Source organism: Pseudomonas sp. BF-R-24, from assembly GCF_019947335.1.
Lineage (GTDB): Bacteria > Pseudomonadota > Gammaproteobacteria > Pseudomonadales > Pseudomonadaceae > Aquipseudomonas > Aquipseudomonas jessenii.
Window position 1 is genome coordinate 48,064 of record NZ_JAGYGG010000019.1, and the last position, 17,703, is coordinate 65,766.

The 17,703-nt window shown below is 61.4% G+C and carries 20 protein-coding genes; all 20 read left to right on the forward strand.

Annotated features, from left to right (window positions below):
* Window positions 1–7 precede the first annotated feature (7 nt).
* Window positions 8–343 (forward strand): type II toxin-antitoxin system RelE/ParE family toxin, encoded by a 336-nt coding sequence (locus tag KGA98_RS16490; RefSeq protein ID WP_057712177.1) that lies wholly within the window; start codon window positions 8–10, stop codon window positions 341–343.
* A 4-nt stretch (window positions 344–347) separates the two neighbouring features.
* Entirely contained in the window at window positions 348–671 is a 324-nt protein-coding gene (locus KGA98_RS16495; protein WP_008016808.1) for a DNA-binding protein, read from the forward strand.
* A gap of 110 nt (window positions 672–781) precedes the next feature.
* Window positions 782–1,180, forward strand: coding sequence for a DUF2946 domain-containing protein (locus KGA98_RS16500; protein WP_154910377.1), 399 nt, complete (start codon window positions 782–784; stop codon window positions 1,178–1,180).
* 47 nt (window positions 1,181–1,227) lie between these two features.
* Window positions 1,228–1,707, forward strand: a complete 480-nt coding sequence (locus KGA98_RS16505; RefSeq protein ID WP_057712179.1) for a copper chaperone PCu(A)C — start codon at window positions 1,228–1,230, stop codon at window positions 1,705–1,707.
* 21 nt (window positions 1,708–1,728) lie between these two features.
* Window positions 1,729–2,190 (forward strand): DUF2946 domain-containing protein, encoded by a 462-nt coding sequence (locus KGA98_RS16510; RefSeq protein ID WP_223502819.1) that lies wholly within the window; start codon window positions 1,729–1,731, stop codon window positions 2,188–2,190.
* A gap of 192 nt (window positions 2,191–2,382) precedes the next feature.
* Complete coding sequence (locus KGA98_RS16515) at window positions 2,383–4,500, forward strand: TonB-dependent copper receptor (RefSeq protein ID WP_223502820.1); 2,118 nt, start codon at window positions 2,383–2,385, stop codon at window positions 4,498–4,500.
* Between the two features lie 111 nt (window positions 4,501–4,611).
* Window positions 4,612–5,991, forward strand: a complete 1,380-nt coding sequence (locus KGA98_RS16520; RefSeq protein ID WP_223502821.1) for a PepSY-associated TM helix domain-containing protein — start codon at window positions 4,612–4,614, stop codon at window positions 5,989–5,991.
* A gap of 156 nt (window positions 5,992–6,147) precedes the next feature.
* Window positions 6,148–6,936: an ABC transporter ATP-binding protein gene (locus tag KGA98_RS16525; RefSeq protein WP_223502822.1), complete on the forward strand. Its 789-nt coding sequence runs from the start codon at window positions 6,148–6,150 to the stop codon at window positions 6,934–6,936.
* Complete coding sequence (locus KGA98_RS16530; RefSeq protein ID WP_223502823.1) at window positions 6,933–7,892, forward strand: ABC transporter substrate-binding protein; 960 nt, start codon at window positions 6,933–6,935, stop codon at window positions 7,890–7,892. Before KGA98_RS16525 ends, KGA98_RS16530 begins: the two co-directional genes overlap by 4 nt.
* The gene (locus tag KGA98_RS16535; RefSeq protein ID WP_223502824.1) at window positions 7,889–8,899 is read left to right on the forward strand and encodes a FecCD family ABC transporter permease; all 1,011 of its coding nucleotides are present in this window, start codon (window positions 7,889–7,891) and stop codon (window positions 8,897–8,899) included. The genes KGA98_RS16530 and KGA98_RS16535 overlap by 4 nt, the downstream gene beginning before the upstream one ends.
* Before the next feature lie 312 nt (window positions 8,900–9,211).
* Window positions 9,212–10,477 carry an urea ABC transporter substrate-binding protein gene (urtA, locus tag KGA98_RS16540; protein WP_057712186.1) on the forward strand — a complete coding sequence of 422 codons (1,266 nt, stop codon included), beginning with the start codon at window positions 9,212–9,214 and terminating at the stop codon, window positions 10,475–10,477.
* Between the two features lie 158 nt (window positions 10,478–10,635).
* A complete protein-coding gene (gene urtB, locus KGA98_RS16545) occupies window positions 10,636–12,138 on the forward strand; it encodes an urea ABC transporter permease subunit UrtB (protein WP_223502825.1) in 1,503 nt (500 codons plus the stop codon).
* Window positions 12,138–13,217 carry an urea ABC transporter permease subunit UrtC gene (urtC, locus tag KGA98_RS16550; RefSeq protein ID WP_223502826.1) on the forward strand — a complete coding sequence of 360 codons (1,080 nt, stop codon included), beginning with the start codon at window positions 12,138–12,140 and terminating at the stop codon, window positions 13,215–13,217. Before urtB ends, urtC begins: the two co-directional genes overlap by 1 nt.
* Window positions 13,214–14,086 (forward strand): urea ABC transporter ATP-binding protein UrtD, encoded by an 873-nt coding sequence (gene urtD, locus KGA98_RS16555; protein ID WP_223502827.1) that lies wholly within the window; start codon window positions 13,214–13,216, stop codon window positions 14,084–14,086. The genes urtC and urtD overlap by 4 nt, the downstream gene beginning before the upstream one ends.
* Window positions 14,087–14,132: 46 nt before the next feature.
* A complete protein-coding gene (urtE, locus tag KGA98_RS16560; RefSeq protein WP_057712190.1) occupies window positions 14,133–14,831 on the forward strand; it encodes an urea ABC transporter ATP-binding subunit UrtE in 699 nt (232 codons plus the stop codon).
* Between the two features lie 161 nt (window positions 14,832–14,992).
* Complete coding sequence (locus KGA98_RS16565; protein WP_223502828.1) at window positions 14,993–15,832, forward strand: urease accessory protein UreD; 840 nt, start codon at window positions 14,993–14,995, stop codon at window positions 15,830–15,832.
* A 157-nt stretch (window positions 15,833–15,989) separates the two neighbouring features.
* Window positions 15,990–16,292 carry an urease subunit gamma gene (locus KGA98_RS16570; protein ID WP_057712192.1) on the forward strand — a complete coding sequence of 101 codons (303 nt, stop codon included), beginning with the start codon at window positions 15,990–15,992 and terminating at the stop codon, window positions 16,290–16,292.
* 9 nt (window positions 16,293–16,301) lie between these two features.
* On the forward strand, window positions 16,302–16,835 hold the full coding sequence (locus tag KGA98_RS16575; RefSeq protein WP_223502829.1) for a GNAT family N-acetyltransferase: 534 nt from the start codon (window positions 16,302–16,304) through the stop codon (window positions 16,833–16,835).
* Between the two features lie 6 nt (window positions 16,836–16,841).
* On the forward strand, window positions 16,842–17,375 hold the full coding sequence (locus KGA98_RS16580) for a GNAT family N-acetyltransferase (protein ID WP_150813581.1): 534 nt from the start codon (window positions 16,842–16,844) through the stop codon (window positions 17,373–17,375).
* Window positions 17,375–17,680, forward strand: a complete 306-nt coding sequence (locus tag KGA98_RS16585) for an urease subunit beta (RefSeq protein WP_223447672.1) — start codon at window positions 17,375–17,377, stop codon at window positions 17,678–17,680. The genes KGA98_RS16580 and KGA98_RS16585 overlap by 1 nt, the downstream gene beginning before the upstream one ends.
* Window positions 17,681–17,703: the final 23 nt, after the last annotated feature.

Genomic DNA, 17,703 nt, shown 5'->3' on the forward strand with positions numbered 1-17,703 from the left:
GCCGCCTGTGATCACACTCGAAGAATACGTACAGGACAACGAAACCAGCCCCTTCAGTCACTGGTTTTCCAACTTGAATGCGCAGGCAGCGCTCAAGGTATCCACCGCGCTGCTGCGCCTTGAGTTAGGAAACACATCAAACATCAAGTGGTTCGACGGGCTCGGCGAGTACCGGATAAATTGGGGCCCGGGCTATAGAATCTATCTCGTTCAAGAAGGGAAACACCTGATCATCCTTTTTGGTGGCGGTGACAAATCCACACAAAAAACTGACATCAAACAAGCGAAAGTACTGATAGCCGAGTTTCGATCCCGAAAAAAGACTGAACGGCACCGGAGATAACGTCATGGCGCTCACCCGAAGTTACAAACACACCATTGCCGAGCGTGCCCAACGTGATCCCGAGTTCGCCCAGGCACTGTTGGATGAGGCTGCTACTCTGTTTCTTAACGGCGAACCCGAAATGGCCCGGATCATCCTGCGCGATCTCATCAACGCCACCGTTGGTTTTGAAGAACTGGCAAAGGAAACGGCAAAGCCCAGCAAAAGCCTCCATCGAATGTTGTCCGCCAAAGGCAACCCAAGCATGGACAACCTGGCTGCAATATTCGCCGTAATTCGCGCTACGCTTGGAGTAGAAATACAAGTACATGCGGTACGTGCGCACTGAGCTGACGTCTTTTTGCTGCGACACCACACCGCACGCCGCCTTTTTACTTATCGGCCCTGATCAGGCTAAATAGCCCGCGCCTGATCGCCCACCCAAACGGATTTTGTCCCATGTCCCGACACCGGCTCGCAATTGCCTGGATAGCCTGCTTCGCAGTGCTGTTCAACATGCTCGCCATGCCGATGTCCGGAGCGATGGCGCAAACGGCGAAGTCATCCGCCGAACAGTTGTTGTGGGGCAGCTTCTGCAGCTCCAGCGGCACCAGGATGGTGGCGATTTCCATCGGCGACCTTGAACAGAAAGCCCCGCAAAGCGACGATCATTCCAACATGCAGCATTGCTGGTGCTGCTCGGGTTCCGCGCCATTGGTGGCGTTGCCGGGGCATACGCCACAACTGTATTTCGCGCACTTCGAGTCCAACCGAAGCCTGCCTGCCACCTCTCTGGAAAGCCCGTCACCGCGCCAGCAATGGCCGAGTCTCAACCCCCGCGCGTCCCCTCTGGTGTGATTTTTTCTCGCAATTGACTGCGTTTTAAATCGTTCCGGAGAATTGCCATGTTGAACAAACTCATCGTTCTGGCTGCGTTGCTGCTGCCTGCCTGCTTTGCCAATGCCCACGAATACAAGGTCGGCACACTGGAAATCGCTCATCCGTGGTCCCAGGAGTTGCCGCCCAATGCGCCCACCGTTGCGGCGTATTTCGTGATCAACAATCAAGGCAAGACCGCCGACCGCCTGCTTAGCGTCGACACCCCCATTGCGGGAGAAGCGCAATTGCATGAGCACGTGATGCAAGGCGACATGATGAAAATGCAGCACGTACCGAGCGTGGAAGTGCCCGCCGGTGGTGAGGTCACTTTCGCACCCATGGCCTATCACGTGATGTTGCTGGGCCTCAAGGACCGCAGTCTGCTCACTGACGGCAAGCGCTTCCCCATGACGCTGCACTTCGAGAAGTCCGGTGACGTGACGGTCGAAGTCGCGGTGCAGAAGCAGGCGCCGGACGCCATGCAAGAACACAAGCACGCGCAATAACCACCCGCGCTGAATACGCCCATGCGCCCGCTTAGCGCCAGGTCATCCAGGTCCCGCAATCAGGCATTGAGCCTGACACGTGGCAGCTGGATCAGCCTGTTCGCCATGCTGATGATCTTTATCGGTCCGCTGATTTCTCAGTCGATGCCGATGGATTCGCGCGCCATGTCGATGAACATGCCTACGGGTATGAGCATGGACATGTCGGCGATGGAGCATGCCGACCATGCCACGCAAGCCACGCAAGCCACGCAAGCCACCACCGAGCATTGCCCGCCAGCCCCCGGGCACCATGTGCTGTGGGAAAAGTGTGGCTATTGCAGCCTGCTGTTCAATTGCCCGGCGCTGACCGGTGGCGCGTCTTTCGCCAACTTCGTCATCCCGCCCGTCAATACCTTCGCCACACCCTCTGCGCGCCAGGGTCATGCCCGGCCAACCTTCTTCCCCGGCGCCCGCACCCGCGCCCCGCCCGTCGTCGCGTAAACACTCACTTCTGATTTCACACGGTCCGCAAGACAGCCAAAGCAACCTGTGGGAGCGAGTTTGCTCGCGAAGAGGAAGTGTCAGTCAACGTTGATGTCGTCTGGCACACCGCTTTCGCGAGCAAGCCCGCTCCCACAGGGACAGCTTCAGGCTGCCGGCCGTGTCGTTTACGACTGTTCGATGGAAATTGTCATGTCCAGGTTTTCCGCTGTCCCGTGCTTGAGCCGTGCCCAAGCCTCTTATGCCCTGAACGAATCCGGCGTTCGTTTCAGACACGCCACCGCCATCCTGTGCGGTGCATTGCTGGCGCCTTCTGCGCTGGCCGATGACCATGCCGGTCACAGTGAAGAACTGAGCCCGACGGTGATTACCGCCGTTGCGCCCAGCTCGCCCCTGACCATCGTCACCAACCCCAAGGACCCGCGACAACCGGTGCCGGCGAGCGATGGCGCCGATTACCTGAAGACCATCCCCGGCTTTGCCATGGTGCGCAATGGCGGCACCAATGGTGACCCGGTGCTGCGCGGCATGTTCGGCTCGCGGCTGAACATCCTCACCAACGGCAGCATGATGCTCGGTGCCTGCCCGGGCCGGATGGACGCCCCGACCTCCTACATCTCGCCGGAAACCTACGACAAGCTCACCGTGATCAAAGGCCCGCAAACCGTACTATGGGGACCGGGTTCCTCGGCTGGCACGATCCTGTTCGACCGCGAGCCGGAGCACTTCGGCGCACTCGGCACACGGGTCAACGCCAGCGTGCTGGCCGGCTCCAACGGCCGCTTCGACAAACTGGTGGACGCTGCCGCCGGTGGACAATCGGGTTATGTGCGGGTCATCGGCAACACCGCGCACTCCGACGACTACCAGGACGGCAACAACGACACCGTGGCGTCGCGCTATGACAAATGGAACGGCGACGTGGCCGTCGGCTGGACGCCGAATACCGATACCTTGCTGGAACTGACCGCCGGCCGTGGCGATGGTGAAGCCCGCTACGCCGGGCGCGGCATGGACGGTTCGCAGTTCCTGCGCGAAAGCCTTGGTCTGCGCTTCGAGCAATCCAACATCGGCGAGGTACTGGATAAGGTCGAGGCGCAGGTCTACTACAACTACGCCGATCACGTGATGGACAACTACACCCTGCGCACGCCGTCCGGCACCGGGATGATGGCCGGCCCCATGGCCTCCAACGTCGACCGCCGCACCCTCGGCGCCCGGGTCAAGGCCACCTGGCGCTGGACTGATGTGCAACTGATCAGCGGCATCGACGCGCAGACCAACGAACATCGCCAGCGCGGCGCCATGGGCGTCGACACCTACAAGGACCTGCCGTACACCAAGGATGCCGACTTCCATAACTACGGAGTCTTCGGCGAATTGACCTGGTACGCCGCCGACCGTGACCGCCTGATCAGCGGCGCGCGCCTGGACCGCGCCTCGGCCAAGGATTATCGGCAGACCACCGGCTCGGGCATGATGACCCGCCCGAATCCGACCGCCGACGACACCCGCGCCGACACCCTGCCGAGTGGTTTCATCCGCTATGAACATGACCTGGCCGACAGCCCGACCACCCTGTATGCCGGCCTCGGTCACTCCCAGCGATTCCCGGATTACTGGGAGCTTTTCTCTCCCAAGTCCGGCCCCGCCGGTTCGGTGAATGCCTTCGACTCGATCAAACCGGAAAAAACCACCCAACTCGATTTCGGCCTGCAATACAAGACCGAAGACCTCGAAGCCTGGGCCTCGGCTTACGTCGGGCAGGTGCGCGATTACATCCTGTTCAACTACACCCCGACAATGATGGGTACGACCTCGCAAGCCGAAAACATCGACGCGCGAATCATGGGCGGCGAACTGGGCGCCGCTTACAACTTCACCGACAACTGGAAAGCCGACGCGACCCTGGCCTACGCCTGGGGCAAGAACAGCAGCGATGGCAGTGCATTGCCGCAGATGCCGCCGCTGGATGCCCGTTTCGGCCTGACCTACAGCGAAAACAACTGGAGCGCCGGCGCACTGTGGAGAGTGGTCGCCGCACAAAACCGCATCGACCAGAACAAGGGCAACGTGGTCGGCAAGGACTTCGACAAGACGCCGGGCTTCGGCGTGTTCTCCCTCAACGGAGCCTATCGGATCAACAGCAACTGGAAGGTCAGCAGCGGCGTCGACAACCTGTTCGGCAAGGCTTACGCCGAACACTTGAACCTGGCCGGCAACGCCGGTTTCGGCTACCCGGCCAATGACCCGCAAGCCATCAAGGAACCGGGGCGAACGCTCTGGACCAAGGTGGACATGAGTTTCTAAAAGCTTCGCGAGCAAGCTCGCTCCTACAGGGGAGCGAGCCTGCTCGCGATCGGTTGCGCAGCAACCGCAAAAACAAACAACTAAAAGATCCAGCCAAGCGGAGCACACGTGATGAAACAGCCCAAAGTGAATTTCTACAACCTGGCCTGGCGCTGGCATTTCTATGCCGGATTGTTCGTTGCGCCATTCATGGTGATGCTGGCGTTGACCGGCACCGTCTACCTGTTCAAACCGCAGCTCGACTCGCTGATGTACAGCAGCCTGCTCAACGTCCCGGCCGGTCATCACACCGTCCCGGCCGACGACCTGCTGACACGGGTGAAAACGGCTTACCCACAAGGTCAGGTCACCCAGTACCTGCCGCCGGTCAATGCCGAGCGCAGCGCGCAGTTTGTCGTGCTCAACGATGAAAAGGAGCTGAACGTTTTCGTTGATCCGTACCACGGTGACATCCTCGGTGAACAAGATGCCAAGAAGAACCTGCAAGCCATCGCCCGGTCGATTCACGGCGAGCTGATGATCGGCACCGTTGGCGATCGGCTGATCGAACTGGCCGCCGGATGGGGCGTGGTGCTGGTGGTGTCCGGCATTTTCCTGTGGTGGCCGCGCGGTCAGGCGGCAGGCATTTTGTGGCCACGCCTGAACAGTCGAGGTCGCGTATTGTGGCGCGACCTGCACGCGGTCACCGGGTTCTGGGGCGCGTCCCTGCTGCTGGTGATGCTGCTCAGCGGCATGACCTGGACCGGTTTCTGGGGCAAGCAATACGCCGAAGTGTGGAACGTGTTCCCGGCGGCCATGTGGGATGACGTGCCGAAGTCCGACGTCGAGGCACGCAGCCTCAACACCGCCACCCGCCAGACCGTGCCGTGGGCCATGGAAAACACCCCGATGCCGATGTCCGGCGACCATGCCGAGCACATGGCCCACGACGGTGCAGCGACCGGCCCGGCATCGCCGACCATCCGCCTGCAGGACGTACAAAACATCGCCAGAGAGCGCAAGGTCGAACCGGGATACAGCATCACCCTGCCGACCACCGCGACCGGCGTGTTCACCATCGCCGTTTTCGCCGACGACCCGCGCAATGACGCCACGCTGCACATCGATCAGTACACCGGCAAAGTCCTGGCCGATGTACGCTTCGAGCAGTACGGCACCGTCGCCCGCGCCACGGAAATCGGCGTGATGCTGCACGAGGGCAAGATGTTCGGCGTGTTCAATCAGATCGTCGTGTTGCTGATCTGCCTGATGATTTTGCTCAGCGCGGTCAGCGGCGTGGTGATCTGGTGGAAGCGCCGTCCGCAAGGAAAACTCGGCGTGCCGCCGCTGCGCCATGACCTGCCAAAATGGAAAACCGCGATGGTGATCATGTTCGCCCTGGCAGTGGCCTTCCCGTTGGTGGGTGCTTCTCTGGTGGCGGTGTGGGTGCTCGATCGCGTGCTGCTGTCGCGCTTTACCCGGCAAACTGAGTCGGCTTCATCTTCATCTTGAAACAGGCGAGATGCGCCGGGCGAAAGGCACTGTAAACTCCCCGCGCATCACCTCAGCCCCATCGCGAGCAAGCTCGCTCCCACAGGGATTGCGTAAGACCTGTGGGAGCGAGCTTGCCCGCGATGGGGCCATCAGCATTACCTCAAGAGTCACTGCATGACCTCGCTGAATCTGACAAACCTTACCTGGTCCCCACTGGGTCACGGCCATTGCCACCACCAATTCCAGCTGCGTGACGCCTCGCTACACGTGGCCGCCGGTGAGTTCGTCGGGCTGATCGGCCCCAACGGCAGTGGCAAGACCAGCCTGTTGCGGTGTGCCTGGCGCTTCAATCAACCGGAAAGCGGCGAGGTCAGACTCGATCACCAGAACGTCTGGAAGCACTCCTCGCGCTGGTGCGCGCAACGCATCGCCGTGGTGTTGCAGGAGTTCCCTGATGCCTTCGGCCTGACCGTCGAGGAGGTGGTCGCCATGGGCCGCACGCCGCACAAAGGCTTGTTCGATGGCGACACCCTTGAAGACCGCGACCTGGTCAATCAGGCCCTGGAATCCGTCGGCCTCAAGGGCTTCGAAGACCACGGGTTCGCCACTCTCTCCGGTGGTGAAAAACAGCGGGTCATCCTCGCCCGCGCCCTGGCCCAGCAACCACAACTGCTGATCCTTGACGAGCCGACCAACCACCTCGACCCGCATTTTCAGCTTGAGCTTTTGAAGTTGGTCAAGCGCTTGAATATCGGCACCCTGGCGAGCATCCACGACCTCAATCTGGCGGCGGCTTTTTGTGACCGACTGTACGTGATCAACCATGGCCGTATCGTCGCCAGCGGCACGCCGAAAGAAGTCCTGACCGCTGCGCTGCTGCGCAATGTGTTCGGCGTCCAAGCACTGATCGATGAACATCCGCTGCACAGCTACCCACGAATCACCTGGATAACCCAACCATGACTTTGCGTTCCCTGTTGCGCTCCTGCCTCTCTCTCGTGATGCTGCTGGGCAGCGTCCAGGCATTGGCCGAAGCCACCCGTTACCCGCTGACAATCAAAAGCTGCAACCGCGAAGTGACCTTCAAGCAGGCACCAAAACACGCGCTCAGCCACGACATCAACATGACCCAGATGATGCTCGCCCTCGGCCTCAAACCACGGATGGCCGGTTACAGCGGCATCAGTGGCTGGAAGGCCGTGACGCCCGAGATGCAGGGCATTCTCGAAGGCCTGCCGGAACTGGCGGCCAAGTACCCGTCAGTGGAAACCCTGCTCAATGCCAACGTCGATTTCTTCTTCGCCGGCTGGGACTACGGCATGCGTATCGGCGGCGATCTCACGCCGCAAACCCTGCAACCGCTGGGCATCAATGTGTATGAGCTGAGCGAGTCTTGCTCCTTCGTGATGAAGCGCCCGCCGGCCAGCCTCGAAGACACCTACAACGACCTGCGCAACCTCGGCAGAATCTTTGACGTGCAGGACCGCGCCAATGCCCTGATCACCCACATGCAGGCGCAAGTGGCAGACATTGGCAAAGACCTGCCCGCGGAAAAACCGCGGGTCTTCCTGTACGACAGCGGCGAAGATCGCGCCATGACCTCAGGAAGCCTGGGTATGCCGCAAGCGCTGATCGACGCCGCTGGCGGGCGCAATGTTCTGGAGGATGTCGACGCAAGCTGGACCCGGGTCAATTGGGAAACCGTGGTCGAGCGCAACCCGCAGGTGATCGTGATCGTCGACTACAGCGAAGTCACTGCCGATCAGAAGATTCAATTCCTGCTGAGCAACAAGGCCCTGCAATCGGTGGACGCGATCAGGCACCAGCGTTTCATCGTCATCCCTTACGTGCAGGCCACGCCGGGGATCGATAACGTGCTGGCGGTCGCAACCCTGGCCAAGGGTTTCCACGGCGAATGACCAACCGTCGCTACGCCCTGATGCTGATCGCACTCGGTGCCCTGTTGCTGGTGTCGTGCGTGGTGTCCCTGGGTTTCGGCCCGGCGCGGGTGCCGCTGGATGTGGTGTGGCGCATCCTGTTGCATAAACTGTTCGGTTTCGGTGTGGCGGACTGGAACCCCGGACAGGAACATATCGTCTGGCTGATCCGCGTCCCGCGCATGCTGCTCGGCGCGCTGGTGGGCGCGGGCCTGGCGTTGATCGGCGCGGTGCTGCAAGCAGTCACGCGCAACCCGTTGGCTGACCCGCACCTGCTCGGCGTGACTTCCGGTGCCACACTTGGCGCGGTGATCGTGGTGCTGCATGTCGGTGAAATCGTTGGCCTGCTGACCTTGCCGATCGCGGCATTCATCGGGGCATTGCTGAGCATGCTGGTGGTGCTGATGATTGCCAGTCGTCATGGGCGCCTGGACAGTGACCGCTTGCTGCTGTGCGGCGTGGCGGTGTCGTTCGTGATGATGGCGATTGCCAATTTGCTGCTGTTCATGGGCGACCATCGAGCCAGTTCGGCGGTGATGTTCTGGATGCTCGGCGGGCTCGGGTTGGCACGCTGGGAATTGCTGGCGGTACCGACAGCCAGTGTGTTGTTCGGGCTGATATTGCTGCTGGGCATGGCGCGACCGCTGAATGCACTGATGGCCGGTGAGCAGACGGCGGTGACCCTGGGCCTGAATGCACGCACCGTGCGCCTGCGGGTGTTTTTGATTGCCTCGTTGATGACCGGAGTGCTGGTGTCGATCAGCGGCTCGATTGGTTTTGTCGGGTTGATGGTGCCGCATATTGCGCGGCGCCTGGTCGGGGCTGAACACCGACGGTTGCTGCCGGTGTGCGTGTTGCTTGGCAGCGTGTTTCTGGTTTGGGTCGACGTCGCCGCCCGGACCATGATTGCTCCTGAAGATCTTCCCATTGGCGTCGCAACCGCCGCGATTGGCGGACTGTTCTTCATCGGCCTGATGCGCCGTCGCTGATCCCTGTGGGAGCGAGCTTGCTCGCGATGGCGGCGGCACATCCAACATAACGGTGTCTGACCCACCGCTATCGCGAGCAAGCTCGCTCCCACAGTTGATTGGGGTTGCCCACAAGATCTGCGCTCCAATCTGGCGCACCTCTTCGCACCAACACGCCTGTCGCGATCCTTCATGGTGCGCCATCAAACCGCACGACCGCTCTAAACCGACATTTCCCTGCCTTTGCCGACCGGGCACAGCCCTTGCAAAACACACCTTCAGTAGTCCGCATCTGCCAACCAAGAAAACTCATAAGTTCATGGAGATCGCACAATGAAGCGTCGCAGTTTGATCAAGGCTTTCACACTCTCGGCATCCATTGCCGCGATGGGCATGACCTGGACTGTCCAGGCCGCCGAGACCATCAAGGTCGGTATTCTGCATTCGTTGTCCGGAACCATGGCGATCTCCGAAACGTCGTTGAAAGACATGGCGCTGATGACCATCGATGAGATCAACGCCAAGGGCGGCGTGAACGGCAAGATGCTCGAGCCGGTGGTGGTCGACCCTGCCTCGAACTGGCCGCTGTTCGCCGAGAAGGGTCGTCAATTGCTGACCCAGGACAAGGTCGCCGTGGTGTTTGGTTGCTGGACTTCCGTATCGCGAAAATCGGTACTGCCGGTGTTCGAAGAACTCAACGGCTTGCTGTTCTACCCGGTGCAATACGAAGGCGAAGAGATGTCGCCGAACGTCTTCTACACCGGCGCTGCGCCGAACCAGCAGGCGATCCCTGCCGTTGAATACCTGATGAGCGAAGAAGGCGGCAGCGCCAAGCGCTACTTCCTGCTCGGCACCGACTACGTCTATCCGCGCACCACCAACAAGATCCTGCGTTCGTTCCTGCACTCCAAAGGCGTGGCCGACAAGGACATCGAAGAGGTCTATACCCCGTTCGGTCACAGCGACTACCAGACCATCGTCGCCAACATCAAGAAGTTCTCGGCAGGCGGCAAGACGGCGGTCATCTCCACCGTCAATGGCGACTCCAACGTGCCGTTCTATAAAGAACTGGCCAACCAGGGCCTGAAGGCTACCGACGTGCCGGTCGTGGCGTTCTCGGTCGGCGAAGAAGAACTGCGTGGCATCGACACCAAGCCATTGGTGGGCAACCTGGCGGCGTGGAACTACTTCGAGTCGGTTGAGAACCCGGCTAACAAGAAATTCGTCGCCGACTGGAAAGCCTACGCGAAGAAACACAACCTGCCGGGCGCCGACAAAGCGGTGACCAACGATCCGATGGAAGCCACATACGTCGGCATCCACATGTGGGCGCAAGCGGCTGAAAAAGCCAAGTCCACCGACGTCGACAAAGTTCGCGAAGCCCTGGGCGGCCAGACCTTTGCCGCGCCGTCCGGATACACCCTGACCATGGACAAGACCAACCACCACCTGCACAAGCCGGTGATGATCGGCGAGATCCAGGCCGACGGTCAGTTCAATGTGGTGTGGCAGACCGAAGGCCCGATCCGCGCCCAGCCGTGGAGCCCGTTCATTCCGGGCAACGACAAGAAGCCGGACTACGCGATGAAGAGCAACTAAGCCACTGGGTGTCGGCCTCAGTACCTGAGGCTGGCACAAATCCCTGTGGGAGCGGGCTTGCTCGCGAATGCGCAGTGTCAGCCAACTGAGATGTTGAATGTGCTGGCCCTTTCGCGAGCAAGCCCGCTCCCACAATGTCCGTGTCAAGGCGACTGTCTATGCCCACTGCCCTTTACCGCATCATTTTCGCCATTGCACTCTTGCTGCCGATGGCCACTCACGCCGGCGACGTCGAAGACTTCGTCGCCGCCAATCCCGTGCAGCAAGCCAGGCTGCTGGAAGCCTGGGCCGCGCAGCCCGATCCGGCCCGCATCGAATTGATCAACGCCCTGCAACAAGGCGAACTGACCGTCGACGGCCAGCCGAAAACCTTGCGCCTGAACAATCGCTTGCGGGGCTTGATCGACACCGCCCTGGCCAGCCACCAACTGCTCGCCGCCGACGCCAAACTGCGTCTGGCCGCTGCGCAGCAACTACAGAAAAGTGCCAAACCGGCGCAGTTGAAATTCCTCGACCAGCAGCTGGCGGGCGAAAAGGACGAAGGCGTCCACAGTGCCCTGAGTCTCGCCCTGGCCAACCTGCAATTGGTCGACAGCGACCCGGCCGTGCGCCTCGCAGCCGTCCGCCTGCTCGGTGAAACCGGTGACCCGCTGGCCCGCACCCGTCTCGAAGGCTTGCTCGAGCCTGGCGTTGAAGCCGATGCCACCGTACGCACTGCGGCCGAAACCAGCCTCGCTCAAGTCAAACGCAAACTGCTGGTCGGCGAGATGCTCGGCCAGGCATTCAGCGGCATGTCCCTGGGCTCGATTCTGCTGCTCGCGGCCCTGGGACTTGCGATCACCTTCGGCCTGCTCGGTGTGATCAACATGGCCCACGGCGAGATGCTGATGCTCGGCGCCTACTCGACCTACGTGGTGCAACTGATGTTCCAGCGCTTCGCCCCGCAGGCCATCGAGTTCTATCCGCTGATGGCGCTACCGGTGGCGTTTTTCGTCACCGCGGCCATCGGCATGGCGCTGGAGCGCACGGTGATTCGCCACCTCTATGGCCGCCCACTGGAAACCCTGCTCGCCACCTGGGGCATCAGCCTCATGCTGATTCAACTGGTTCGTCTGGTGTTCGGCGCGCAGAACGTCGAAGTGGCCAACCCCGCGTGGCTGTCGGGCGGTATTCAAGTGCTGCCGAACCTGGTGCTGCCGTACAACCGCATCGTCATCATTGCCTTTGCGCTGTTTGTGGTGGTGCTGACCTGGCTGCTGCTGAACAAGACTCGCCTGGGCCTTAACGTGCGCGCCGTCACCCAGAACCGCAACATGGCCGCCTGCTGCGGCGTGCCCACCGGACGCGTGGACATGCTCGCCTTCGGTCTCGGTTCGGGCATCGCCGGCCTTGGCGGCGTGGCCCTGAGCCAGATCGGCAACGTCGGCCCGGACCTCGGCCAGAGCTACATCATCGACTCGTTCCTGGTGGTGGTGCTCGGCGGTGTCGGTCAGTTGGCCGGTAGCGTGCTGGCGGCGTTTGGCCTGGGGATCGCCAACAAGATTCTCGAACCGCAGATCGGCGCCGTACTCGGCAAGATCCTCATCCTCGCGCTGATCATTCTGTTCATCCAGAAACGTCCGCAAGGCCTCTTCGCACTCAAAGGACGGGTGATCGACTGATGAACCAGCCCCTGCTCGTTACCGCGACCCAAAAAGCCGGCCCTAAAGCCTCGATTGCCGTCGGTGCAGTGATCCTCGCTCTACTGTTGGCGCTGCCGCTCCTGTCGTTGTTACCGGTGGACAGCACACTGCATGTGTCCGCCTACACGCTGACGCTGGTGGGCAAGATTCTTTGCTACGCCATCGTCGCATTGGCGCTGGATCTGGTGTGGGGTTACGCCGGCCTGCTGTCCTTGGGGCACGGCCTGTTCTTCGCCCTCGGCGGCTATGCCATGGGCATGTACCTGATGCGCCAGGCCTCGGGCGATGGCTTGCCGGCCTTCATGACGTTCCTGTCGTGGACCGAAATGCCGTGGTTCTGGACCGGTACCAGCAGCTTCCTCTGGACCCTGTGCCTGGTGGTTTTGGCACCGGGGTTGCTGGCCTTGGTGTTCGGCTTCTTCGCCTTCCGCTCGCGGATCAAGGGCGTGTATTTCTCGATCATGACCCAGGCCCTGACCTTCGCCGGGATGCTGCTGTTTTTCCGCAACGAAACCGGCTTCGGCGGCAACAACGGCTTCACCAACTTCCGCACGATTCTCGGCTTCGGCATCACCGAGCCGGGCACCCGCGCGGTGCTGTTTTTCGCCACGGTGCTGTTGCTGGTGGCGAGCCTGTTTATCGGCTGGCGCCTGGCGCAAAGCAAATTCGGACGGGTACTGACTGCGCTGCGCGATGCAGAAAACCGCCTGATGTTCTGCGGCTACGACCCGCGCGGGTTCAAGTTGTTTGTCTGGGTATTGAGCGCGGTGTTGTGTGGCCTGGCCGGTGCGCTGTACGTGCCGCAAGTGGGGATCATCAACCCGAGTGAGATGTCGCCGACCAATTCTATCGAAACAGCGGTGTGGGTGGCCCTTGGCGGTCGCGGCACCTTGATCGGTCCGTTGCTCGGTGCCGGTGTGGTCAACGGCATGAAGAGCTGGTTCACCGTCGCGTTCCCCGAGTACTGGCTGTTCTTCCTTGGTGCGCTGTTCATCGTCGTGACCCTGTACCTGCCCAAGGGCGTGATCGGTCTGTTGAAGAAAAGAGGTGAGCAATGAGAGTCACTGCAACCGCTGAATTCATGCTCGAACCGGCGTTCTTTCCACCACTGGAGCCCAACCGCGACGCCGGCAGCAGCCGCGATGCCATCGGCCTCGGCCAACGTGCCGGCAAAGGTCTGAACACGCGCCACGGCACCATCCTGACCCTGGAAGACATCAGCGTCAGCTTCGACGGCTTCCGCGCGTTGAACAATCTGAACCTGTACATCGGCGTCGGCGAACTGCGCTGCATCATCGGCCCCAACGGCGCGGGCAAGACCACCCTGATGGACGTGATCACCGGCAAGACCCGCCCCAGTCACGGCAAGGCCTGGTTCGGCGAAACCCTGGACCTGACGCAAATGAGCGAAGTGCAGATCGCCCAGGCCGGTATCGGCCGCAAGTTCCAGAAGCCGACGGTGTTCGAAGCCTTGAGCGTGTTTGAAAACCTTGAGCTGGCGCAGAAAACCGACAAATCCGTTTGGGCCAGCCTGCGGGCGCGCTTGAGCGGCGAGCAGAAAGACCGCATCGCCCAAGTGCTGGACACCATTGGCCTGACCTCGTCGGTCAATCGCCCGGCCGGCCTGTTGTCCCACGGCCAGAAACAATTCCTGGAGATCGGCATGCTGCTGATGCAGGACCCGCAATTGCTGCTGCTCGACGAACCGGTCGCGGGCATGACCGACGCCGAAACCGAATTCACCGCCGAGTTGTTCAAGAGCCTGGCCGGCAAGCACTCGCTGATGGTGGTGGAACACGACATGGGCTTCGTCGGCTCGATTGCCGACCACGTCACGGTGTTGCATCAGGGCAGCGTGCTGGCCGAAGGGTCACTGGAGCAGGTGCAGGACAACGAGCGGGTGATCGAGGTGTATCTCGGTCGCTAAACCTGCAAACACCTATCCAACTGTGGGATCTGAGGAGAATCTGGAAATGCTGCAAGTCGAAAAGCTGCACCAGTACTACGGCGGAAGCCACATCCTGCGCGGCCTGACGTTTGACGTGAAGGTCGGTGAAGTCACCTGCCTGCTCGGGCGTAACGGCGTGGGCAAGACCACCTTGCTCAAATGCCTGATGGGTCTGCTGCCGGCCAAAGAAGGCGCGGTCAATTGGGAAGGCAAACCAATCACCGCCTTCAAGCCGCACCAGCGGGTGCATGCCGGTATCGCCTACGTGCCGCAGGGCCGGGAGATCTTCGGTCGCCTGACCGTGGAAGAAAACCTGCTGATGGGCCTGTCGCGGTTTCCCGGCAGCGAGGCGAAAGAAGTGCCGGCGTTCATCTACGAGCTGTTCCCGGTGCTGCTGCAAATGAAGCAACGCCGAGGGGGTGACCTGTCCGGTGGCCAGCAACAGCAACTGGCGATCGGTCGTGCACTGGCCAGCCGCCCTCGCCTGCTGATCCTCGATGAGCCCACCGAAGGCATCCAACCGTCGGTGATCAAGGAGATCGGCGCGGTGATCAAGAAACTCGCAGCCCGTGGCGACATGGCCATTCTGCTGGTTGAGCAGTTCTACGACTTCGCCGCCGAGCTGGCCGATCAATACCTGGTGATGTCCCGGGGCGAAATCGTGCAACAGGGTCGCGGCGAGAATATGGAAGCTGAAGGGGTGCGCGGGCTGGTCACGATCTGAGCTTCTGTCCACAGCGGGCTCGAAGCACCATTTTGTCGCACCATCTTCCACGCAGCGCCCCCAACTGGTGCGCGGCGACGTTCAACGGCGCTCTCCTTCCAGTGATGCCCTGCGGCACAGCCTTTGCAACCCTCCTGAGGACCTCTCGATAAGCACTGACCATGACTCTTCCTGCATCCGGCGTTTTGTTTACCCCCAGTTGGCATGCCGAACTGGAACTGGGCTACGCCCGGTTCGACAACACCACCCGCCCGGTCCAGCGCCGTCACAAAGGTCCGTTGCGGGTGCAAAAGCACCTTTACGCCGAAGGGCCTGAAGTCTGCCAGCACATCATCGTCCACCCCCCAGGCGGAATTGCCGGCGGTGATCGACTGGACATTTCGGCCAGCGTCGAGCGTGATGCCTGGGCACAAATCACCAGCCCCGGCGCGGCCAAGTGGTATCGCGCCGCCGGCCCCGCCTATCAGCAGCTGAAGTTGAAGGTGGCGGCCGGTGCGACACTGGAATGGTTGCCCCAGGAGACGATCATTTTCAGTGCGGCGCAGGCTGAACTCAGCACCGGGATTGACCTTGAAGGCGATGCCCGTTTGTTCTACTGGGACGTCGTGGCCCTGGGCCGTCCGGCCAGTGGCGAACGCTTCGACCTTGGGCACTTCCAGGCGCAACTGGATATCCGCCGCGACGGCCAGTTGCTCTGGCACGAACGCCAGCGCATTGTCGGGGCTGACGGTTTGCTGGACTCGCCGATTGGGCTGGATGGGCAATCGGTGTTTGCGACATTACTGGTGACGGGTGAAATTGATAGCGAACTGCTGGAGCGCTGCCGCTCGCTGAGCCATGACGTGCGCGGGGATCTGACGCAGTTGCCGGGGTTGTTGGTGGCGCGGTGTCTGACCAGTGAGGCGCTGTTGGCGCGGGGCTGGCTTATCGACTTATGGCGATTGTTGAGACCGGCGTTACTGGGGCGCGAGGCCGTGCCACCACGAATTTGGAACACGTGAAATACGATTCAATGTGGGAGCGGGCTTGCTCGCGAAAGCGGTGTGTCAGGCGACATACGTGTTGAATGAAGGTCCGCGTTCGCGAGCAAGCCCGCTCCCACAGGGTTCTGTACAAGCAGATCCCACTCTTTTTAATCTGCCCGGATGGATGTCTACGATGGACCTGACCCCACGCGAAAAAGACAAGTTGCTGATCTTCACCGCCGGCCTGGTGGCCGAGCGGCGTTTGGCTCGCGGCGTGAAACTCAATTACCCGGAGGCCATGGCCTACATTTCCGCCGCGCTGCTTGAAGGCGCCCGCGATGGCCAGACCGTGGCCGACCTGATGCACCTGGGCACCACCCTGCTGAGCCGCGAACAAGTGATGGAAGGCATCCCGGAAATGATCCCGGAAATCCAGGTCGAGGCCACGTTCCCCGACGGCACCAAACTGGTCACCGTCCACCAACCCATCGCCTGAGGCCGCGCCATGACCTACCACATCCGCGATGCCGTGCATGCCGACCTGCCAGCCATCCGTGACATTTACAACGACGCGGTACTCAACACCACGGCGATCTGGAACGAGCAGGCGGTCGACCTCGGCAACCGCCAGGCCTGGTTCAGCGCCCGGCAATCCCAGGCTTATCCGATTCTGGTGATTGTCGATGCCGACGACACAGTGCTCGGGTACGCCTCCTTCGGCGACTGGCGACCTTTCGACGGTTTCCGTCACACCGTCGAGCACTCGGTCTACGTGCGCACCGACCAGCGCGGCAACGGCCTCGGTCCGCAACTGATGGAAGCACTGATCGAGCGCGCCAAAGGCTGCGGCAAGCACGTGATGGTCGCCGCCATCGAAAGCGGTAACGCCGCCTCCATTCGCTTGCATGAGCGCATCGGCTTTATCACCACCGGGCAAATGCCGCAGGTCGGCACCAAGTTCGGCCGCTGGCTGGACCTGACTTTCATGCAATTGACCCTCGACCCCGGCGCGCAGCCGCCCAGCATCAACCAGGAGTAATGCCCAATGAACGCCGCCCAACTGCGACGCGTCAACGTCGAAAGCTTTGCGCATTATCGCCAGGGCCTGATCGACCTGCTGCTCGATGCCGTCGGCTATGGCGCCAGTGTCGGCTTCATGGCTGACCTCGATGCGGCCCAGGCCCACGCCTGGTTCGATGAAGTCCAGGACAACCTGAACAAAGGCAGTGTGTTGCTGTGGGTGGTGGTCAAGGACGAGCAGGTACAGGCCAGCGTGCAACTGAGTCTGTGCCAGAAAGCCAACGGCCTGAACCGCGCCGAAGTGCAGAAGCTGCTGGTGCGCGAACATGCGCGGCGTCGTGGTCTGGGCCAGCAACTGATGAGCGCTCTGGAAGCGGCTGCCCTGCAGCAAAAGCGCGGCATGCTTTACCTCGACACCGAAGCCGGTTCGCCCGCCGAGGACTTCTACCAATCGCTGGGCTATACCCGCGCCGGTGAAATCCCCGACTACGCCTGCGACCCGAGCGGCCGCTACAAGCCGACCGCCCTCTATTACAAGATTCTCCAAGGAGCCCATTGATGATTCCCGGTGAATACCAGATCCAGCCCGGCGAGATTGAGCTCAACGCCGGCCGGCGCACGATCAGCCTGAAAGTGGCCAACAGTGGTGATCGGCCGATCCAGGTGGGCTCGCATTACCACTTTTTCGAAACCAACGACGCCCTGACGTTCGACCGCGCCGCCAGCCGTGGCATGCGCTTGAATATTCCTGCCGGCACCGCCGTGCGCTTCGAACCGGGACAGAGCCGCGAGGTGGAGTTGGTGGACCTGGCCGGGCATCGTCGGGTGTTCGGGTTTGCCGGGCGGATCATGGGCGATCTCTGATTAATGCGTTGTCAGTACCGCCC